The organism is Ammoniphilus sp. YIM 78166, from assembly GCF_004522215.1.
Taxonomy (GTDB): Bacteria; Bacillota; Bacilli; order Aneurinibacillales; family RAOX-1; genus YIM-78166.
The window spans coordinates 922155-942456 of sequence record NZ_SDLR01000003.1 but is presented as its reverse complement, the minus strand read 5'-3'; the positions used below and the strand labels follow the sequence as shown (position 1 = coordinate 942456).

At 40.6% G+C, this 20302-nt stretch carries 21 protein-coding genes; 16 read left to right on the top strand and 5 right to left on the bottom strand.

Translation table 11 applies throughout. The annotated features are described in order from the left end of the window. Nucleotides 1-112: 112 nt before the first annotated feature. The 3 genes from EIZ58_RS16280 (at nt 113) to EIZ58_RS16270 (ending at nt 2151) form a co-directional block, all read left to right on the top strand. Nucleotides 113-1078, top strand: a complete 966-nt coding sequence (locus EIZ58_RS16280) for an S-layer homology domain-containing protein (protein ID WP_134701887.1) — start codon at nt 113-115, stop codon at nt 1076-1078. 151 nt (nt 1079-1229) lie between these two features. Beyond that, entirely contained in the window at nt 1230-1481 is a 252-nt protein-coding gene (locus EIZ58_RS16275; protein ID WP_134701886.1) for a hypothetical protein, read from the top strand. Between the two features lie 19 nt (nt 1482-1500). Then, nucleotides 1501-2151, top strand: coding sequence for a PspA/IM30 family protein (locus tag EIZ58_RS16270; RefSeq protein ID WP_134701885.1), 651 nt, complete (start codon nt 1501-1503; stop codon nt 2149-2151). 37 nt (nt 2152-2188) lie between these two features. Here EIZ58_RS16270 and EIZ58_RS16265 read toward each other — a convergent pair whose 3' ends face one another. From EIZ58_RS16265 to EIZ58_RS16250, 4 genes are all read right to left on the bottom strand, one after another. After that, a complete protein-coding gene (locus EIZ58_RS16265; RefSeq protein ID WP_134701884.1) occupies nt 2189-2491 on the bottom strand; it encodes a hypothetical protein in 303 nt (100 codons plus the stop codon). 11 nt (nt 2492-2502) lie between these two features. Then, on the bottom strand, nt 2503-2715 hold the full coding sequence (locus tag EIZ58_RS16260; RefSeq protein ID WP_134701883.1) for an ACT domain-containing protein: 213 nt from the start codon (nt 2713-2715) through the stop codon (nt 2503-2505). A gap of 108 nt (nt 2716-2823) precedes the next feature. After that, complete coding sequence (gene cudC / locus EIZ58_RS16255) at nt 2824-3375, bottom strand: choline uptake/conversion transcriptional regulator CudC (protein WP_134701882.1); 552 nt, start codon at nt 3373-3375, stop codon at nt 2824-2826. Nucleotides 3376-3475: 100 nt separating this feature from the next. Further along, entirely contained in the window at nt 3476-4366 is an 891-nt protein-coding gene (locus EIZ58_RS16250; RefSeq protein WP_134702016.1) for a LysR family transcriptional regulator, read from the bottom strand. A gap of 147 nt (nt 4367-4513) precedes the next feature. On the opposite strand from EIZ58_RS16250, the gene EIZ58_RS16245 reads away from it, so the two are divergent. Both EIZ58_RS16245 and EIZ58_RS16240 read left to right on the top strand, forming a co-directional pair. Continuing rightward, a complete protein-coding gene (locus tag EIZ58_RS16245) occupies nt 4514-6691 on the top strand; it encodes a malate synthase G (protein WP_134701881.1) in 2178 nt (725 codons plus the stop codon). Nucleotides 6692-6813: 122 nt separating this feature from the next. Then, nucleotides 6814-7236, top strand: a complete 423-nt coding sequence (locus EIZ58_RS16240) for a hypothetical protein (RefSeq protein WP_134701880.1) — start codon at nt 6814-6816, stop codon at nt 7234-7236. A gap of 48 nt (nt 7237-7284) precedes the next feature. Here EIZ58_RS16240 and EIZ58_RS16235 read toward each other — a convergent pair whose 3' ends face one another. Then, a complete protein-coding gene (locus EIZ58_RS16235; RefSeq protein ID WP_240689110.1) occupies nt 7285-8205 on the bottom strand; it encodes an NlpC/P60 family protein in 921 nt (306 codons plus the stop codon). A gap of 212 nt (nt 8206-8417) precedes the next feature. On the opposite strand from EIZ58_RS16235, the gene EIZ58_RS16230 reads away from it, so the two are divergent. The 11 genes from EIZ58_RS16230 to EIZ58_RS16180 all read left to right on the top strand — a co-directional run bounded on the left by EIZ58_RS16230 (nt 8418) and on the right by EIZ58_RS16180 (nt 20177). After that, nucleotides 8418-10322: a GHKL domain-containing protein gene (locus EIZ58_RS16230; protein ID WP_134701878.1), complete on the top strand. Its 1905-nt coding sequence runs from the start codon at nt 8418-8420 to the stop codon at nt 10320-10322. A gap of 111 nt (nt 10323-10433) precedes the next feature. Next, nucleotides 10434-11186, top strand: a complete 753-nt coding sequence (locus EIZ58_RS16225) for a GNAT family N-acetyltransferase (protein ID WP_134701877.1) — start codon at nt 10434-10436, stop codon at nt 11184-11186. A 56-nt stretch (nt 11187-11242) separates the two neighbouring features. Then, a complete protein-coding gene (locus EIZ58_RS16220) occupies nt 11243-12097 on the top strand; it encodes a lysophospholipid acyltransferase family protein (protein ID WP_240689129.1) in 855 nt (284 codons plus the stop codon). A 119-nt stretch (nt 12098-12216) separates the two neighbouring features. After that, on the top strand, nt 12217-12912 hold the full coding sequence (locus tag EIZ58_RS16215) for a response regulator transcription factor (protein WP_134701875.1): 696 nt from the start codon (nt 12217-12219) through the stop codon (nt 12910-12912). Nucleotide 12913: 1 nt separating this feature from the next. Further along, nucleotides 12914-13858, top strand: a complete 945-nt coding sequence (locus EIZ58_RS16210) for a sensor histidine kinase (RefSeq protein ID WP_134701874.1) — start codon at nt 12914-12916, stop codon at nt 13856-13858. Further along, nucleotides 13851-15641, top strand: coding sequence for a SpoIIE family protein phosphatase (locus EIZ58_RS16205; protein WP_134701873.1), 1791 nt, complete (start codon nt 13851-13853; stop codon nt 15639-15641). Before EIZ58_RS16210 ends, EIZ58_RS16205 begins: the two co-directional genes overlap by 8 nt. Nucleotides 15642-15657: 16 nt before the next feature. Beyond that, on the top strand, nt 15658-16206 hold the full coding sequence (locus tag EIZ58_RS16200; RefSeq protein WP_134701872.1) for a SiaB family protein kinase: 549 nt from the start codon (nt 15658-15660) through the stop codon (nt 16204-16206). 25 nt (nt 16207-16231) lie between these two features. Continuing rightward, nucleotides 16232-16618, top strand: a complete 387-nt coding sequence (locus EIZ58_RS16195; protein ID WP_134701871.1) for a DUF1987 domain-containing protein — start codon at nt 16232-16234, stop codon at nt 16616-16618. A 132-nt stretch (nt 16619-16750) separates the two neighbouring features. Next, entirely contained in the window at nt 16751-18061 is a 1311-nt protein-coding gene (locus EIZ58_RS16190; protein WP_134701870.1) for a voltage-gated chloride channel family protein, read from the top strand. A 26-nt stretch (nt 18062-18087) separates the two neighbouring features. Next, nucleotides 18088-18423: an EamA family transporter gene (locus EIZ58_RS16185; protein ID WP_134701869.1), complete on the top strand. Its 336-nt coding sequence runs from the start codon at nt 18088-18090 to the stop codon at nt 18421-18423. 122 nt (nt 18424-18545) lie between these two features. Then, nucleotides 18546-20177 (top strand): peptide ABC transporter substrate-binding protein, encoded by a 1632-nt coding sequence (locus EIZ58_RS16180; RefSeq protein ID WP_134701868.1) that lies wholly within the window; start codon nt 18546-18548, stop codon nt 20175-20177. Nucleotides 20178-20302: the final 125 nt, after the last annotated feature.

Here is a 20302-nt window from a genome sequence, read left to right as displayed (position 1 = left end):
AAACACTCTCGTAGCTAAGCTAGGAGTGTTTTTTCGTTTCTCCCCCCATAATCTGATGGTTGCCTCCGAATAGTTAAAGTTAAGATAGGATAACGGGGGTATAAACATAAACATGAAGAGAAAAATGGGCTATATCGCAGTAGGGATGTTATTTGCATTTATTTTATCGATCTCCATAGATTCCTTTGCTGAGTATTCACGTAAAAAGGAATCGGATCAAAGCCTTGACCATGTAACGCAAGAAGCTCCATCTAACTCTATAGTTGCATCTCATAATAAAGAGGGAAATGTGGAAGGGCAGCCTGTCCTTATAGATAACGAGCAACAGAGAATTATCGTTTTTGATGGGCTTAGGAAGTGGGAGTTCAATCTTAATTCTCAAACCGCAATCTACAGAAATGAAAAGAAAGTAGAACTTCGAGATGTTCGATTTACTGATCGAGTTGAAGTCATTTTAAATTCTAAGCAGGAAGTTCGGTACGTCAATGCTAAGGGGGAGGATACAAGTCAAGTAATGGCCTTTAAGGATGTAGAGCAAGCAAGATGGGCTTCTGAATCGATTGAGATATTGCGTTCAAGAGGCATCATGCATGGTTATCAGGATGAAACCTTTAAGCCCAACCATTCCGTACGCAGAGTAGAGGCGATCGTTGCTGTTGTGAAGTACATGGGCCTTGAAGATGTGGCTCAAGCTTTAAAAGAGGAACCATTATACTTTAAGGATGCAAGCATCATTGAGCAAAAATATAGCTGGGCTAAAGGATACATAATCGCTGCTCTACACCATGGACTGTTTGAAACCTCGGAAGAATCATTTTACCCAGAGCACTTCGCTAGCCGAGTATGGCTTGCTAGTTTACTTGTTAAATCTCGGGAATGGAAGGGAGAGGCCTATAGCCAAATGACGAAGCTTCCTCCATTCAAGGATAGCAGCCAAATTCCAGCAGGAGCGATTGGATATGTAAACGCAGCTCTCGAACGTGGCATTATTAATGGCTATCCAGATCAAACATTTCGACCACAAGGGAAGGTCTCTCGGGCAGAATTAGCCGTTCTGCTGCTAAAAGCCGATCAATAACGTTATAACCCCCCGACAGCGGGGGTTTTTTCATGTAGTAGACTGATCATCTTCTCCGACTTGAGACGGACTATAAATCAATCCGCCGCCAGTTATGGTTGAAGCGGGTAAAAGGTATCATAGAATCATAAAGAAACAAGGATGTGAGAATATGAAAAAGCGCGAACGAGGAACAAGTAAGTTTGGATATGTCTTAATGGGTGTAGGTGGCATCATGCTGCTTGGGCTGCTGAATCTAGGTTTTTTAATTCCCTTTGCCATTGCTTCCTTCTTTATTTATAAAGGATGGAATATGATTAAGGGGTCAAGCGAAGGCAGCTATGAACCAGCGGTGACCACACCCTCAGGAGTCCCCCAAGTGGATCCTCTAGACGAGTGGGAAAAAAATATTACGAAGAGATAATATAAAGGAGGAAATAAGGATGAGTATTATTAATCGAGTAAAAGATATTACAAAGGCAACAGTACATGAGGTGCTCGACCATTTTGAAGATCCTATTGCGATGTTAAACCAGTACATTCGTGATATGGAAAAGGAAATTGCACAAGCGGAACTTACGCTCGCTAGCCAGCTGTCGCTAGAGAAGAAGACCAAAATGCTGCTAGATGAAACAAAGGAAAGAATAGTGAAACGCCAAAGACAAGCGCAGTTAGCTGTCGAGGAAGGGCAGGATCATATTGCCAGACAGGCTCTATATGACAAGCAATTAGCCGAAGAGAAGCTGGAACAATACGTTCAAGAACATGATACCCTTGTCGCACATACCCAAAAAATAAGAGAGAAGCTCCAGGAGCTGAAAGATAAATATTATTCGATGAAAAATAAAAAGGCAGGTCTTGTAGCCAGAGCGAACCTTGCTAAGACGAGTAAAAGAATTGAGAATACCCTGTCTCCCGTCAACCTAGAGTCGGCAGCAAGAGGCTTTGCGCGAATGGAGGAGAAAATACTAGGTCTGGAAATCGATGCACAAGTGAGTGAAAAGGTTCGACAGTCTTTTTATTCCGAGGAAGTTAAAACGAACGAGCGCGTTGAAGCAGAGCTTGAGCAACTGAAGCAAAAACAAAGTGTATGATTATAATAGCCCCCTGATAAAAGGGGGCCTATTTGGCTTATGAAGTAGTCCTCTCAAAGTAGAACTCATATTGTCCATTGCCAATGATGCTCCATCCGAAAGAAAAACCAGCCATATGATATTCAACTACATTTGGCTTAACGATGATTTCACACTGTCTAGTTTCTTTCCCATTTTGGTATTGCTTGCGTTCTTCAAAAACGCGCTGAAGAAGGTGAGTGATGACAGTGGTTTCATTCCAGTCAGCTTTTTCTCCAAGTAGTTTTGCTAGTACATGAAGATTATCTTTAAACTCTTTCATTCCTGATTCAAATGACTCCGCTCTTCCTGTAATGATCATGAATTGTCTCCTTAATATCCGTGGCTCTTAAGGACATCAAGTGCTTGAACGTGCTGGTCCTTTTTTACCAGGATGTGGTCTGTGGAAGGAATAACTTCAATGCCTGCATTTTTTAGAATATCCGCTACTCTCGCTCGACGGAAGGAATTAGAATCCATATACGTCATACACCATTGGTTTGAAGAATTTGGACTTTGCTGGAAGAAACGCTTGAAAAATTGCATCTGTTCCTCATCCTTTCCAATTGAATTTACTAATCAATTCGAAGGACACTGTCGTTTTTTGGGATATAAAGGAGAAAAAGAAAAAGAAGCCATCTTGGCTTCTATCATTTAATCTTGGCCTTGCTCTTCTATAAGCTTGTTAATTTCCTTGCTCTCGAAAAGATGAACCACCTTCCGAAGCCATTCATAGTATTGCCTGGAGTGACGGAGCTGCTCAAGATCCGCTTTCGCCTGTTCATGGATCCAAACCGGTACCTGCGGGTCCTGTATAAGCTCTGTTAGAATTTCTGTAGCTCTTTCTGCCGCTTCCTGGTTTACCGCAATTTCTCGGTTCCACATATTGCTGAAAAAAGAAGTGAAGGTTTTAAAAAAGTCTTTTTCAGCTAAGTAGAGGTCTTTTCTTACCCCCTTCTGCCATACCTTATGAACATAATGGATTTGTTGAAGGGCGCGAATACCGGTGCTCATGCTAGGCTTGCTCATCCCTAGCTCCGCGCTCATGTCATCTAGTGTCATCGGATCCTGTTTAAAATATAAAATGCCATATAATCTGCCAATGGATGGAGTAACGCCGTATAAATCCATCGTTTCAGAGATGGCATCAATGACCATATTTTCCGCTGCTCTTAAGCTTTCCTCATAAGATGGGGAGGAGCTCATGGATATCACGACCTTTTTGTTAAATCGATTTGTATTATTATTAATAAAATAAATATAGCAAACGGCAAGTGATTGTCAAATCGTTATGCGTATAGCCTTGCTACTTTACGAACAAATGCTCCTTGGATACTGCGATAAATTCTCGTACTCCAAAGGAAAGGTATTTGTTCTTTTTCCAAATCATGCCTAACTCGAGGTTGATCTTTGAACCGTCTAGTGGGATTGCGACAAGCTCCTGATGATGGAGATTCTGGCAGATTCTGCTTGGCAGTAAGGCTACTCCTAATTTTGCTTCTACTAGTTCAATCATAAAGTCTTTTTGCGAGCTTTCACAGACTACATTCGGATAAAAGCCAAATTTATGGCATTCCTCCAGTATACGGTCGTGCAGCGAAAAATCTTTTCTATATAAGATAAAGGGTTGGTTTTCAATTTCCGAGAAATGGACCTTTGCTTTTTGAGCCAGCGGGTGTTCCTTATGGACTATGAGCAGGAGCGGATCATTTAAAACCTTGATTAATTCGAATTGTTCACTATGACCTGGAATATTGCAGATCAATCCGATATCTAGGATTCCTTCCTCAACCTCTTGCTTAATCTTGTTCGTGCCAACTTCCGTTAACTTAATTTGAATGGAAGGATATTGCTCTTTGAACTGGCTGATTAGCTTCGAAAAAAAAGCTGCCCCAACAATGGGAGGGACGCCAATGCTGATCTCACCCTTTTTTAAATCCATGATATCGCTGAGTTCTGAAGTAAGACCATAAAAGGCTTCCAATACCGTTTTTGCATTAACCAAAACGGCTTTGCCTGCATCGGTTAATTCAAGCTGCTTGGATGAACGGTAAAATAGGGGGACACCTAATTCATCTTCAATACTCTTAATAGCTTTACTTAAAGAAGGCTGGGAAATATGCAAGGCGCTAGCTGCCTTAGTAAAGCTTAAATGTTTGGCTACCTCAGAGAAATATTCTAAATGACGAATGTCCAATTCCATTTCACCACTTTCCTGGACAATATAACAATAATGCATACCAATCATTCGAAATATATATTTTAGTTATAACAAAGTCTATTATATAATACAATCAGATTAATAAAACAGACAGATCATCATTAAATAGGGAGGAAGTCCATCATGTCAGAGTATATCAAAGTTGGAAGTCTTCAAGTTGCTGCGGAGTTATATGAGTTTATTAATACCGAGGTTCTCCCTGGGACGGGGGTAGAACAGGAGAAGTTCTGGTTGAATCTCCAGACTTTAATTCAAGATCTAGCACCTAGGAACAAGGCTCTACTGACAAAACGCGACCAAATTCAAGCAGCAATTCATGAATGGCATAAGCAAAATCCTCTCAACTTTGATAAGTATAAAGCCTTCCTCCAAGAAATTGGTTACCTGGAGCCTGAAGTTGAGGATTTTGAAGTGGAAACATTTAATGTAGACGATGAGATTTCCTTACAGGCTGGACCTCAATTAGTTGTACCGGTAAATAATGCTCGCTACGCAATTAATGCAGCGAATGCACGCTGGGGAAGCCTTTATGATGCACTATATGGAACGGATGCTATAGATCAGAACGACGGTGCTGAACTGACTGGTAGTTATAATCCAGTTCGTGGACAAAAAGTTATCGAGTTTGCGAAGAATTTCCTGGATCAATCTGCCACATTAGCAGGAGCAACCCATAAAGATGCTACATGCTATGCTATTGTAAATGGTCAATTAGCTGTTACTTTGAGCAATGGTCAAATCGTTACACTTGAAGATAACACCCAGCTTGTAGGTTACGAAGGTCAGGCAGAGGCGCCAACAGCTGTTCTATTAAAAAATAATGGATTACACTTTGAAATTCAGATTGACCGTAACCATCCGATTGGGTCTACCGATGCTGCAGGTGTGAAAGATCTTTTAATGGAAGCCGCACTCTCTACGATAATGGATTGTGAAGACTCTGTTGCGGCAGTGGATGCTGAGGATAAAGTTCAGGTTTATAGAAATTGGCTTGGCCTTATGAAGGGTGATCTATCGGCTACGTTCCCTAAAGGAAGCAAGACGATGACAAGAACGATGAATCCAGATCGTATCTACACTTCCATAACCGGAGGAGAGATTACTTTAAAAGGGCGTTCCCTTCTTTTTGTTCGTAATGTAGGACACCTCATGACGATTAACGCAATTCTTGATCAAGAAGGCAATGAAGTGCCTGAAGGAATCCTAGATACTGTGTTTACCAGCTTAATTGCAATGCACGACCTGTTGCGTACGAGCGGCAAGAAAAACTCAGCCAAGGGCTCGGTGTATATTGTAAAGCCTAAGATGCACGGCTCGTTTGAAGTAGCATTCGCTAATGAGCTCTTTAATCGCGTGGAGGATATGCTAGGTCTAAACCGTCATACCCTTAAAATTGGCGTAATGGACGAGGAGCGTCGTACATCCTTAAATTTGAAAGCATGCATTCGTCAGGTTAAAGATCGGGTAGTCTTTATTAATACCGGTTTTCTAGATCGTACTGGGGATGAAATGCACACGTCTATGGAAGCAGGTCCGATGATTCGTAAGAATGATATGAAGTCTTCCGTATGGCTCCAAAGCTATGAAAAGTCCAATGTTGCTGTCGGTCTTGCCTGTGGTCTGCAGGGACGCGCTCAAATCGGCAAAGGAATGTGGGCAATGCCTGACTTAATGAGCGAAATGCTCAAGCAAAAAATTGGACATTTGCAAGCAGGTGGGAATACCGCTTGGGTACCTTCTCCTACCGCGGCAACCTTGCATGCTCTACATTATCATCAAACCGATGTTCGCCAAATTCAGAACCAGCTTAAAGAAACGATTCGTGATTACCGTGATGACATTTTACAAATTCCAGTGGAGCAGAATCCACAGTGGACGCCAACAGAAATTCAGCAAGAGCTTGACAATAATGCACAAGGGATTTTAGGCTATGTAGTTCGCTGGGTTGAGCAAGGCATCGGATGCTCTAAGGTTCCGGACATTAACAATGTAGGTTTAATGGAGGACCGCGCGACTCTTCGAATCTCCAGCCAGCATATGGCGAACTGGATGCACCATGGGATTGCAAGCGAAGAACAGATACTAGAAACGTTAAAGCGTATGGCTAAAGTCGTTGATGAACAAAATGCTGGGGATGCGGCTTACCGCCCAATGGCTCCGGATTTCGATCATTCCGTTGCATTCCAAGCAGCATGCGAACTCGTATTTAAAGGATACGATCAGCCAAGCGGTTATACCGAGCCAATCTTGCATCGACGCCGTATTGAGTTCAAAGCGAAGGTATTACAAGAAAATGCATAACCATAGGGCCACCGCAGGGTGGCTCTTTTTTCTTTGTTTTTTGTTCTATTCATAACATATGTTATGTAAACAGAATTCATCTCTTCCGAATATCCTTGTAAGGAGAGAAGGAGGAGAGTGCAGTGCCCATATGGTATCACAACTCAACATACAGGTTTAGACTCACTATTCCAAAGTGGTGGAGGAAGCATGTTTTTGTAGAGGAGACTGCTTGTGGTCTAAAAGATGCTCGCGCTTGTATTCGATTTAAGCTCCGCTATCGAAAGAGCATCAATGGTGTTGTTTCAACTCCTATATTTGATTTAATCGTTTTTAACATGAGTAAACGGAATTGGGATGCAAGGTATAAAGACTCTCCCTTACAGTTTATAGCTTCTAGCAAGAAAGTGGTTTATGCGGCCTTAACACCGGGGGAACCACCTGATGAATTTTTATTGCCTGACCAAACCGATTACAATCGAAGATTACGAGAATTTAAGTATTTATCACGAATGATCAATCGGGATCTTCCTGAAATTCTAAAGTCCTTCCAGTTGTGTAAATAACTAAAAAGGCAGCCAAACGAAAAATTCGCCCGGCTGCCTCTTGTTCTTTTATTTAGTTAAAGGGCTACCACCTGCAATAAAACGATATTCCCAGTGTCTATTGGCGATGGAGTCCACTCGAACTCCGCCCGAATCTTTAGAATAGGTATGAAGAACTTTGCCATCCCCCATATATATACCTGAGTGACCAATAGCGGTGCGGTTTGTCGTATAATTGGATTCAGCCGTTCCGCGGTAAGGCATGAAAATCATGATATCTCCTTTTTCCAATTGGCGCCAATCGGTTTTGATTTGGGCTCCTGTATTAATAAGGTAATTATATTGAGAGCTAGATCCGCCTTTTCCTAAATCTAGGCCAACACCATCAAGATAGACTTGGCGTACAAAATCTGAACAGTCAAAGGTATCTGTGTTAGCACGGCTTGAGCCGTATTCATAAGGTGTGCCCAGATATTTTAAACCGGCTTGAATTAAGGCTTCCTTATGATCAATGGCCGGTGGGGTAGTCGGGCTAGTCGTTGGACTAGGGGGGGTGCTTTCTGTAGTGGTTGCAAAACTTCGATTTCCTAACAGATTATTTTTTACAACGGTGTCTGTTGTGGATAGTACCTTAACGCTTCCATAGGGTTTATAGGCGACAGCAATCTGGTTATTTCCGAGGTGGACACCTGATGCAAATAGGTTGGAGCTGCTAGAACCAAAGAAGGCAATGTCTCCCCTTTTTGCATTAGAGCTAGACACAGGAGTACCTTGCTTGTATAGGGTTGCTAAGCTAGTGGATGAGGAGATTCCAGCCCCTTTTAATGTGTAATGAATAAAATCTCCTGCGGTATAATTTTGTAGTGAATGACCTATGTACTTTTGGGCAGAATTTGCAATTTCATCCGATGTGGCTGCATAAGTTGACGTAAAGGAAGAGAACACCAAACACCCGCATAGCAGAAGACCTAATACTTTTGCTTTTTTCATAGATGTCACCCCGTGTTGTAAATTTACTAGTTTTTTACTCATATTCTATTTATTTATTAGTCTACCAAAGTTACGTTAGGGGTTCAATATTTATCATGTGATGCCATAATTTACTAGATCTTTTTATGTTTTTATAGCAAACTTTGACGCCTTATCATTAGCTTTAGGTTATAATAGTAGGGTGCATTTCTAGAGTGAAAGAGGTTTCGTTTATGTCCTGGCGTCGTAATAAATCCATTCTATCCCAGTTAACCCTCCAATTTGCTTTCATAATTGGGGTGGTGGGATTGTTATTGACTATAGTTCTATATTGGTTATCAAAAGAACATTTTAAAGAACATATATCGTTGGAAGTCCAATCTGCTACTGAAATTATTATTCAGTCCCTTAATCTATCTGAACAAGCAGCCAAATCCGTTGAACAAGATATTGATAAACTGCTCTATTATGCTGCTGTAAACTTAGCTGAAGACTTGAATGGAAAAAGGCTAGACCAAATTACAGCTGAAGAACTTATTAGTTTAAGAGAGAAATACCATTTGACTCAGATCTCTCTCTGTGTAGAAATTGATAACCATATTGTGATTGTTCAATCCTCTGATCCTGGTGAGATTGGGGTGTCTTCTAAAGATTGGGGGGAAGACAATACTTGGACGATTGCGCTTCGTCAATTAATTCGTTCTGGAACGGTGGATGTAGGGGAAGGGTATAAAAACACGAATTATTGGGTGGGGCCAGTTGCCAAATCCTCATGGGAGGATGCTTACTATAAGTACGCTTACTACCGGTCAACGGACGGGGAAATTCCTTTTCTTATTGCGCCTTATATAAAGGATGAACAAATTCAACAAGTGAAAAGCATGTTTAGCCCTCAACAGTTTATTTCTGATATTGTTGAAGAGAATAAACAAATTGAAAGTATAGCAATCATCAATGTTAATCCGTGGTTAGACGGTATTTTGAAACCCAATGAAATTATACCAGAGCGAGATGATACGGTCCTGTTCGGTCACGATCTTTTACCAAGACCGGAAGATCGCTCGTATGTTGAAATGGTACAGCAAGGCTCTCAAGCTAAATCGGTTCGCTTCTCTGAAAAAGGGGTACTGTATGAGAAGCACTACATTCCATTGCCTAATCAACGAGCCATGCTTCTGACTCGTAATGAACAGGATGAGCAGACTTTTTTTCAAATGGCTCTTGTGATTATCTCTAGCGCCTACTTAGCCATGCTTCTGCTCATGCTTATTTTGTCTTATGTCATGACAAGACAAAGCTTAAAACCCTTGTCTACTATACGTGAGCATCTGAGAAAAGTATCTGACGGAAACCTAAGTGAAAGGATTCCAGTAACGGGAAGAAATGCAGAGTTGGATCAGGTTTCAGAATCAATTAATGATATGACCGTGAAGATGGACAGGTTAATACAAGAGATGAATGCAAGTGCAGCTCAGAATTTACATATCACTCAACGGACTTATCAGGAAGAATTCCAGAACCTTGTGTCTTCTTTGCGCTCGTTTCGACATGACATGAATAACCATTTTCAGATTGTATGGGGACATCTCCAGTTAAAATCGTATGAACGAGCAGAGGAATACTTCAGACAATTATCCCAAGAGGTAAGAAGACTGGATCATTCCATTCAGATTGCTCACCCTACGCTTAGTGTTCTTTTTTTCTCAAAATCAACGGCAGCTGCTGATAAGAAAATTAATTTTGTCATGAAAGTGGAACCGAATTTTACCATGGATTATCCCGAAACCGATCTTATTCGCATCTATGGTAATCTGATGGATAACGCAATGGAAGCCACATGCAAATTACCGGAACAAAAGCGAAATATTACCGTTACTCTAAGTAAAAGTGCTGAGTATTATGAATATCAGGTCGAAAATACGATCATTCCTGGCTCTGTTGGTGCGAAAGAATTTGAAAGATGGTTTGAAGCTGGATATACTACAAAAGAGCTTGAGTCTTCTCAACGAGTGAGTCGTCACGGTCAGGGATTGGCCATTGTTAAGGATCTAGTAAAAAAGTATCGAGGTCACTTAAATATCAGTATCGAAGAGGACTCCGTTACTTTTAAAATATTATTGCCGAATACACCCAAGTAACCTCCCTTTATAACCTCTTAAAGGGAGGTTTTTTTGTTTTACTAACACATTCTATCTTTTTACATACTATAGTAATAGAACCGCAAACTTCCTTAACAAGGGTGTGAGAAGATGGCTGAAACGCAGGCCCATTTACTAGTTAAGCTAGTGGATACACCCGCAGAACTAGAACAAGCATTTCGGTTGCGCTATCAAGTATTCGTTGAAGAAGCGGGTAATCATAGGTTATTCAATAAGGATAAACTTGAAAAAGATTCATATGATTTATATTGTGATCATTTGATTGTCAAGGAGCTTATTACTGGAAGAGTTGTAGGAACATATAGATTGTTACCTGGTAATAAGGCGATGCAACATGGGGGATTTTATTCGGAGACAGAATTCGATTTAACCCCCTTACGTTCAAAAGCACATGAAATGCTCGAATTAGGAAGAAGCTGCATTGCTCCTGACTATCGAGATGGGAAAGTTTTAAAGCTTTTGTGGAAGGGAATCGGACAATATCTACAGGAGAACAACTTTTCTTATATTGTAGGGTGTGCAAGTCTTACAACAAATGGTCTCGAACAGACGAACATCATCTACAGTATGCTAAAGACCCATGGACTACTAAAAGAGGAGTTTGGAATTCAGCCTTTGCCTACTCATCGCATTAAAGGTCTAGAGATCCTTTCTGTTACTTGCACTGAACAGGAACTAATACGGCAATTGCCCCCATTAATAAAGGGTTACTACTCCCTTGGGGCAAAAATGGATGGGGAACCTGCTTTTGACCCCTTATTTCAAACCACTGACTTTTTTATCATTCTAGATGTGAAAAAGGCTACGCGGAGGTTTACTAAGCTCCTCCGATCCCATGAATAAAGGAGGTATACCCATTGTACGAATGGATACAAAAGGTAACCTCTGGTAAGGGACCAATGGTTTACCGCTGGTTACATTATATCCCCAAACCCCTTGCACTATTTTTTTGCTATTGCATCAGTCAAATCCTCTATTGGGCTTCATCTGATTTGCGAAAGTTGGTGTACTCCAATATGAAGGAACTGCTAACGGAAAAGCCATCAAAAAAACTCCATCGCTTGACTCGTTCCTATTTTTACCAAATGACAGTTGTACTCTATGAGATTCTTATTGAATCTTCTAGTCTAGACAAAGTAGAAAACAATAAATTCGATGTTAAGGGTGAAAATTATATTAAACAAGAACTAGATCAAGGCAAAGGAGTGATCATTTTTACCCCTCATGTAGGAAATTTCTTTTATTACTACTGGTATTTAACACAAAGATATCCTTGTCTAACTGTAGCTACAATGGGGAGCTCAGAGCTTCGACCTTTATACTCGATATTTGAGAATATGGGTTGTCGAGCATTAGATTATGATGAAGTGCCAGCCGTAGAAATTGTTAGACAACTGAAAAGACATTTAGCAAATAACGGTGTGGTTTTCTTGCTTGGTGATTTTTGGAGACCCAACTTTCCTCCAGCAAGATTTTTTGGTCGATCTACTCGAACGCCCGCCGGTTCCGCCATGCTCTCCCTGGAAGGTAAGGTACCCATTATTCCTATGCTAGGTTACCGTAAGAAACGTTTTAAGCACGATATTCAGTTTTATGCTCCAGTTTATTTATATCAAAAGTGGTCTCCTTCTCAACGTTCACAGGCAATAAATGAACTGAATGAATGGTTAGAGGAAATGGTTAAAACAAAGCCAGATCAATGGTTTTATTGGTTTAATGTGAACGAGCGGTGGGAAAATGAGAATGAAGATTGAACGTGCCCTTGATTTTAGGGCACTTTTTTCTTAAATTAGGAGATCTTATTTACTTCAAAGTCGAAAATTGTTTTATACTATATGAAGACTATCATTTCCTGATGTGGTGGTGAATAGGAATGCCAAGTAAGATCCTTCTCGTAGAAGATGATGTGGATATAGCAGGATTGATTAGGATCTACCTCGTTAAGAATGGGTATGAGGTGGTACAAACAGAAACTGCAGAGGATGCCATTCATTTATTCGAATCCGAAAAACCAAATCTAGTTATTTCCGACATTCAGCTTCCTGGCAAAATGTCAGGCTATGATGTTTGCAAGGCTATTCGCAACGTTTCTCAGACACCTTTTATTTTTATTAGTTGCAAGGGACAAGTAGATGAGATTATCGATGGCATTGAGCTTGGAGCTGATGACTATCTTCCGAAACCCTTTGATCCGTTGGAGTTAATGGTAAGGGTCAAAGCAAGACTTCGTTATAAGAAGAACAATGAGCTGCTAGCGTTTAACGGTCTAGAAATCAATTTAGAAAATCTGGATGTACGACTAGATGACAAAGAGATCGTACTTGCAAAGAAAGAAAGAGAAATATTACTCCTATTAGCCCAAAACCCGAATAAGGTATTTACCCCTGAAGATATCTATAAAAAGATTTGGAATCAAGACAGTATGGGGGATTACAGGTCCTTGATGGTGCATATTAGTAACCTGCGAAAGAAGATTGAAAAAGATCCGAATCACCCTATCTTTGTGAGGACAATCAGAGGTGTAGGGTATAAGTTTGAACCCCCTCTCAAAACAGAGGGAGGAGAGTAACGTGAAAGACCAGAAACATCTGTTATTCAAGGAGGAATCCTCCTATCTTCAGGAAGCCAAAGAAAAGTTAAAGGAAGCAAAGCTTGGTCATGTGGAGCTAATGGATCACTTTGCGGAATTAATTGATCATTACGAACGCTTATTAAAAGTATCAAGTAAAGTATTTAAGATTAGCGACATCCAAAGTAAAGCTCTTATTGATCGGGAGATTCAACTTCAGCATGCCCATAATGATATTCAAAAGATCGAAGACTCGCGAAGAAAACTGATCTCTGATATTTCACATGAAATTGGGACTCCCATGACGTCGATCCAGGGCTATTTAAAAGCGATGATAGATGAAGTGATAGAAACTGATGAAAGCTACATTCGGCTGATCTACCATAAAGTACAGCTAGTAAATCGTTTGATTGAAGATCTATACGACCTGTCAAAGATAGAGTACAGTCAGACCAAACTCAAGTTTCAGGATATTAAAATCCTAGATTTGTTTGAATTGCTGTTTAGTAAGTATCAATTAGACGTACATAGCAGAGATCGGATATTTACATTTACGTGCTCTCTTGCAGATGATCTTCTTGAGGAATATGTGTGTATAGACCCCATGCGGATTGAGCAAGTATTAACAAATTTAATCCAAAATGCAGTGAAGTTTACTTCTGTCGGTGGAAATATTCAACTTACAGTATCCTCCGAGAACCAAGATCTTGTGATTCGAGTATCGGATGACGGACTAGGCATTTCGGATGAGAATCTTCCGTTTATATTTGACCGTTTCTTTAAAACGAAAGGGAAAACCAATCAAGAAGGAACGGGTCTAGGACTCTCTATTTCAAGAGAAATTGTCCATAAGCACAGGGGTGAAATGGGCGTTAAAAGTACCATAGGAGAAGGAAGTACGTTCTTCTTTACTCTACCAATACAAGGAAGGAATCAATATGCTTAGATTTGAAAGCGTCGTTAATCAGCTAATTGATGATCTACTGCTGAATGTGACACAGGATGTGATAGGAAATCCATTCCAATACCTAGTTGACAAACTAACTTGTGCGGCTGTTTATCTTGCTCAAGGCGATGAACTACAGCTCTATGTCCAATCGGTTGAGTATGAGGACGATCCGGTAAAATTTAAGGATGCTGTGAATCAAAAGCAAGTAACGATAATAAATGGAACAGTCCTTATTCCTTTGATAATAAACCGCTCTCTCGTTGGATTATGCTTATGGAGAACTCACACCTGCATGGATCCAACCGATCTAGAGCGTCTTCAAGGAGTCTTGTCTTTGATAGCAGGCCATATAGTTTTAGAGAAAAAAGAAAAACAAAAAGAGGAAGAACAGAGAACCATTGGCAAGTTTGAGGAATTAACAGGTCTTGCATCAAAATTGGTTTCTGCTTCCACGAGCAATGATATGGGCTTTTTAAAAGAATTGCTGAAGGTCGCACTAGCACAAATTACAGAGGCAGACTATGGAAGCATTTCGATTGTCGAAGGAGACGAATGGCGTTTTGTGGATGCGGTTGGGCATGATGCTGAAGTCTTACAATCACTGCCTCTAAAAAAAGAGTATCTCATTGATATACACCAAATAGAGGATCATGAGGTCGATGGACCTGTGCATATTGGGATCATTCATAGCTATGATAACCTCCATTTAAGCACGATGCCCCATGATATATATGAACCCTTTTTTCGAGCAAGCAAGCCAATGAAGTCTTCCATGCTCATCGAGTATATTTTGGACAATGAAATTCTTGGAACAATCTCTATCGACATAGACAAGCATAGTTTAAAGGAATTCTCATCTCATTCTTATAGATTATTTAAGGCCATTGGCAACCTGGCCTTTTCATTTATTTCTTTCTTACGCTTTGCTGAGAAGGAAAAGGAAGCGAAAAGAGAAATCGAACAGTGGAACGTACAGCTTGAAAGTCTAGTTGAAGAACGGACAGCGCAGCTGTCACAGGCTAATCACAAGATGATCTCAAGTATGAACTATGCCAAGCGCATTCAGGAAGCCATCTTACCTTCCTCCTCCTTATTATCGAAGACCTTCATTGAATCTTGTTTGATATGGATGCCGCGGGACATTGTGGGAGGGGACTTCTACTGGCTCAAAACATTCGACGAGCAAACCTTCGTTGCAGTCGGAGACTGCACGGGACATGGAGTTCCAGGTGCGTTAATGACTATGGTCTCGATATCTCTGTTGAATCAGGTAGTAGAAATGGAGGGAATTAGAGAACCGGCGAGAATAATCAAACGTCTAAATGAGCTTCTTAAGCGTACATTAGGTCAGGATTCCACTTGTGGCATAACGGATGATGGATTGGACATTGGTATCTGTTTGGTGAAAGGCAAGGAAACCATTAGCTACGCAGGGGCAAAATCCTCGTTGTATGCCTCTGCAGATGGACAGCTTCAAATTTACAAAGGAAACAAGAAAAGCGTTGGCTATCGTCGGACAAGTTTGGATTATGAATTTGATCAAGTTGAGATCTCTCTTCAATCGAATCAAGTCTTTTACCTGTTAACAGATGGTTATGCCGACCAAAACGGGGGAGAAAAAGACTTTTCGTTTGGTCGAAAGCAACTAGAGCAGCTCATTCAGTTCAGCACTGAACTGCCCCTTGCCAAGCAAAAAGAAGTATTTTTAAAGGAATTACAGAGTTATATGGGAGATGAATCCCAACGTGATGATATCACTCTGTTGGCATTTAAGATATAAAAGGAGGTTTAAACTTATGGTTGGTACAACTTTATTGGACATACAGAACAGCCTTAGGGAAAACGGCTTACTGATCAGTTTTTCTGGAAGGTTTTCACAAACTATTATTGAAGAACTGGGAGAAGCAGTTCGGAAATATCTTGAAATGGAACAAAGTCCAATGAACGAAATTCATCATATCTTCTCTATTTTTATTGAGCAAACTCAAAACATTAAAAATTACTGTGAGAGTAAAGAAAATACAGAAGGATATAGAAAAGTTTCTAATTCCTGCATCGTAACGATTGGAAAGCTAGAGGATGGAAATTATATTTGTTCAGGGAACCTTATTGCTACCGAGGATATTACTGACCTGATCAAAAAATTGGAAACTGTTTCATCCCTTGATAAAACAGAATTAAAGAAGTTGTATAAAGAAAGATTAAGAGCAGAAACCCCTCCAGGAAGCAAGGGAGCTGGCCTTGGCCTGATTGAGATGGCTCGAAAGGCTAGTCGTCCGTTAGAATATTTTATTACTGAAGTAGACCAGGAATATTCTTTTTTGACAATAAAAGCGGTGGTATAACATATTTGGAGGTAGGTGAAGTTTGATGGAAATATTAAAAGTTGATGCAACTAGAAGTACACCTGAGATCGTCTTTGATAGTGCGAATAACACTTTATCGATCAAGGGCCAATCTTATCCAGAGGATGCATTTGGCTTCTACGAACCGCTTTTTAAATGGATTGACCAGTATTTAGAGCAACTAAATGAAGAGGCGACTGTTCTTATCGATTTTACACTTCCATATATTAATACCAGTAGTTCGAAATGTATTATGATGTTGCTAGAGAAGCTAGAAGAAGCCTATACTAGTGGAAAAAAAGTTACACTAAATTGGTATTATACAGCTGATAATGATAGCGAATTAGAATGTGCAGAGGAATTTCAGGAGGATTTAAGTTTGCCTTTTAACATTGTGCCACGAGAAGAATAGGGCTTATTAGGTATAAAAACGAACGCATCGGCGTTCGTTTTTTTGCTTTAGAGAGTAAAATGTTTTGATCCGGTTAATCTAAAAAAAGGTTGAAATGGAACTCGAATCCAAATGATATCCGGAGGTACAGCGATGCAAAGGCAAACGACGGCAGAATCCTCGGAGAAAGTGGAGCTTAGCTACAGAGCCTTCATAGGGAAGTTGGCTAAATGGGTGGTTCTCGGTTGCCTAATTGGATTGATTGTAGGTACAACTTCAGCTGTACTTTTAAAGACTATAAAATATTTAACGGACCAGCGTGAAGCTCATCCGTTCCTTCTTTATTTGCTTCCCATTGGCGGTGTTTTCATTGGCTATATGTATAAATCATACGGGAAAGATGTTGAAAAAGGAAATAATATCGTCTTCGAGAACATTAATGCTAAGGGAAAGGTTCCTCTATTCATGGGACCCATTGTTTTTCTTGGGACTTTTTTGACGCATCTTTTTGGAGGATCGACAGGCCGTGAGGGTGCAGCTATTCAAATGGGAGGGAGTATAGCGGAGGCGTTTAATCGGTTATTTAACATCGATCAGATCGATCAGCGGATTCTGCTAATGGCTGGTGTTGCTGGCGGTTTTGGATCGGCTTTTGGGACACCATTGTCGGGAACAATATTTGGAATGGAAGTTGCAGCTGCAGGAAAAATGCGCTATGAAGGTCTGCTTCCCTGTATAACAGCCAGCTTTGTCGGTCATTATGTTACAACGGCATGGGGGGCTCCACATGATCACTTTAAGATAACCGAGGTTCCCGAGATCGCGCTGCTGTCCATGCTAAAGGTAATTCTAGTGTCAATCGCTTTTAGTTTCGTAAGTGTCTTTTATTGTAAGTTAAGACACGGGGTACAAAAGTACTCCACGCAGTACCTAGTCACCCCTATGCTAAGAGGCTTTGTCGGGGGTATCCTGATAATAGCCCTAGCCCACCTTTTAGACACAAGAGACTATACCGGTAGGGGCTTAAAAATAGTGGAACAGGCTTTTACGGGAGAAGTGGCACCGTTTGCCTTCCTGGCTAAACTGGTATTCACGGCCATCACAATGGGATTTGGCTTTGTTGGAGGGGAAGCTATCCCCCTGTTTTTTGTAGGTGCAACTCTGGGCAATACTCTTTCAAGTATTATCGATATGCCTACCTCATTCCTTGCTGCGATAGGATTCATTTCTGTTTTTTGTGGAGCGGCCAATACACCTATTTCCTGTTTTCTTCTTGGTCTTGAAATGTTTGAAGGTAAGGCATTAGTCTACTTTTTTGTCGCTTGCGTCGTTAGCTATATTTTCTCAGGGCCCAATGGGGTATGGCCGTCGCAAAGGATATATGAGCCTAAAAGCAGAATGCTCAATTTCCCTAAAGGTGAAACAATTGATGCCTTAAGCAAGAGGAGAAAAGCTCAAAAGTAGTTACCTTCCCAACGAAAAGGTGCAGCATTGTTTCCAACGTTATTTTATATGTTTGCCACGGGTACGCTTCTATTTGCTTATTTTGGCTCCTGGATAAACAAAAAAGTGATGAGGGACTTTGGCCAAATGGGAAAACCTTTCTTTGGGGAATGATGGTTGGAACAACAAATGTCGGAGGGATGATCACGCTTGTTCTTGCTTTTCAAGAGGGTGTAACCGGATTAGTTTCCGCCATTGTGGCCTTAAACGTACTCATTATTCTTCTATACACACGAATGGTACTTAAAGAAAATCTGTCTCGCTTGGAGTGGACCGGGGCGGTTTTATCATTGATTGGTATAGTAGTTCTTCGGTTAACATAGGCTATTCGAGGATCCATTGTAAGGTAATTATGCATTAATATTATTATTTTTACAAAACATACCATGGAATGATATAATAGATTAATAGAATGTATAAAAATATACTGGGGGTAATCTTCTTTATGAAGAAAAAGTTTAACAGCGTGATAAGTACTGCAGTGATTGCTAGTTTAGCTATTACGGGCTGTAGTTCCAGCACCCAACCAACAAGTACCGATTCAAATACGAACTCTGATCAGAAGACAGAGAAGAAAGAAAGCGTTCTCCGAATGAACCTTCAAGCAGAGCCGCCTTCCCTACATCCTGGAATCGCAACAGATGTTCAATCGATCTCGGTTATGCGAACTACAATGGAAGGTCTAACAAGAATAGGAATGGACGGTAAACCGCATGAAGCAGGGGCGGAAAAGGTTGAAATTTCCGATGACTTGAAGACTTTTACGTTTACAATCCGTGATCATAAGTGGACGAATGGGGACCCTGTTACGGCACATGATTATGAATTTGCGTGGAAATGGGTTCTAGACCCTAAAAATGAGGCACCCTATGCTAATATGTTATATTTAATTGAAAATGCAGAAAAAGCGAAAAAGGGAGAAGTTTCCCTTGATGAAGTAGGGGTTAAGGCGTTAGACGAGAAAACGCTTGAAGTCAAGCTAATCAATCCTACTCCATATTTTATGGAACTTACCGCGTTCTCCGTTTATTACCCAATCAACAAAAAAGTAGTAGAAGCAAATCCTAACTGGCATACAGAAGCGAATACATTTGTAGGCAATGGACCATACAAACTTGAGGAGTGGCAGCACGGAACAGAGTTGAATCTCAAGAAAAATGCGGATTATTGGGACGCTTCCTCAGTCAAAGGCGACATGATTAAGCTGATGATTATTGAAGATCAGAATACAGAAGTTAGCATGTTTGAGAGCGGTGAGTTGGATTGGGCAGGCTCTCCTCTGTCAGAGATACCACCGGATGCGCTTGTACCGTTATTGGATCAAGGGAAAGTCACAAGTAAGCCAATTGCTGGGACTTATCTCTATCGTTTTAACACAACGGTTGAGCCGTTTACCAATGCTAAAATACGTAAGGCATTTTCTTATGCTATTGATCGTCAAGACTTATTGGAAAATGTAGCACAAGGCGGACAAATGCCTGCCATGGCCTTCGTTCCACCAACCATGATTCCTGAAAATGAAAAGGGATTATTTGCTGACAACAACGTTGAAGAGGCCAAGAAGCTCCTAGAAGAAGGAATGAAAGAGCTTGGAGTGGATAAGCTACCGCCAGTAGAGCTTTTGTATAACACGCAAGAACTAAATGCTAAGCTTGCTCAGGCTATTCAAGACCAATGGAAAAAGAACCTAGGTGTTGATGTTACCCTAGTGAATAAGGAAAGAAAGGTTCAATTAGAAGAAGAGAAGAGCGGGCAATATATCATGTCTCGGGGAGCGTGGCTGGGAGATATCAATGATCCGGTAAACTTCTTAGAACTATTCGTGTCTGTTGAAGGAAACAACCGTACTTACTGGACGAATGAGGAATATACTAAGCTTATCAATGATACCTATTCCATGAAGGATAATGCGGCACGAATGGAGAATTTCAAGAAAGCGGAGAAAATCCTAATGGATGAAATGCCGTTTATGCCCATTTATTTCTACACTTATAATTACATGAAGGCTGATAATGTTAAGGATGTTTATATGGATGGTTTGGGAAGCATTGACCTTAAGTGGTCTTACGTGGAGTAAACCTAATAGGAAGCCGTCCCCTTTGCGTGAAGGGACGGTTTTTTTCTGCATCAAAAGGAAGAAGAATTGACCTCTTTCAAATGAATTCTAAGCATAGTATGATGGATACAGTATATTGCAGAAAA

Bases quoted from the DNA above. Each gene is read 5' to 3' on its own strand.
- EIZ58_RS16280 (WP_134701887.1), top strand. From the start codon at position 113: ATGAAGAGAAAAATGGGCTATATCGCAGTAGGGATGTTATTTGCATTT.
- EIZ58_RS16275 (WP_134701886.1), top strand. From the start codon at position 1,230: ATGAAAAAGCGCGAACGAGGAACAAGTAAGTTTGGATATGTCTTAATG.
- EIZ58_RS16270 (WP_134701885.1), top strand. From the start codon at position 1,501: ATGAGTATTATTAATCGAGTAAAAGATATTACAAAGGCAACAGTACAT.
- EIZ58_RS16265 (WP_134701884.1), bottom strand. From the start codon at position 2,491: ATGATCATTACAGGAAGAGCGGAGTCATTTGAATCAGGAATGAAAGAG.
- EIZ58_RS16260 (WP_134701883.1), bottom strand. From the start codon at position 2,715: ATGCAATTTTTCAAGCGTTTCTTCCAGCAAAGTCCAAATTCTTCAAAC.
- cudC (WP_134701882.1), bottom strand. From the start codon at position 3,375: ATGAGCTCCTCCCCATCTTATGAGGAAAGCTTAAGAGCAGCGGAAAAT.
- EIZ58_RS16245 (WP_134701881.1), top strand. From the start codon at position 4,514: ATGTCAGAGTATATCAAAGTTGGAAGTCTTCAAGTTGCTGCGGAGTTA.
- EIZ58_RS16235 (WP_240689110.1), bottom strand. From the start codon at position 8,205: ATGAAAAAAGCAAAAGTATTAGGTCTTCTGCTATGCGGGTGTTTGGTG.
- EIZ58_RS16230 (WP_134701878.1), top strand. From the start codon at position 8,418: ATGTCCTGGCGTCGTAATAAATCCATTCTATCCCAGTTAACCCTCCAA.
- EIZ58_RS16225 (WP_134701877.1), top strand. From the start codon at position 10,434: ATGGCTGAAACGCAGGCCCATTTACTAGTTAAGCTAGTGGATACACCC.
- EIZ58_RS16220 (WP_240689129.1), top strand. From the start codon at position 11,243: ATGGTTTACCGCTGGTTACATTATATCCCCAAACCCCTTGCACTATTT.
- EIZ58_RS16215 (WP_134701875.1), top strand. From the start codon at position 12,217: ATGCCAAGTAAGATCCTTCTCGTAGAAGATGATGTGGATATAGCAGGA.
- EIZ58_RS16205 (WP_134701873.1), top strand. From the start codon at position 13,851: ATGCTTAGATTTGAAAGCGTCGTTAATCAGCTAATTGATGATCTACTG.
- EIZ58_RS16200 (WP_134701872.1), top strand. From the start codon at position 15,658: ATGGTTGGTACAACTTTATTGGACATACAGAACAGCCTTAGGGAAAAC.
- EIZ58_RS16195 (WP_134701871.1), top strand. From the start codon at position 16,232: ATGGAAATATTAAAAGTTGATGCAACTAGAAGTACACCTGAGATCGTC.
- EIZ58_RS16190 (WP_134701870.1), top strand. From the start codon at position 16,751: ATGCAAAGGCAAACGACGGCAGAATCCTCGGAGAAAGTGGAGCTTAGC.
- EIZ58_RS16180 (WP_134701868.1), top strand. From the start codon at position 18,546: ATGAAGAAAAAGTTTAACAGCGTGATAAGTACTGCAGTGATTGCTAGT.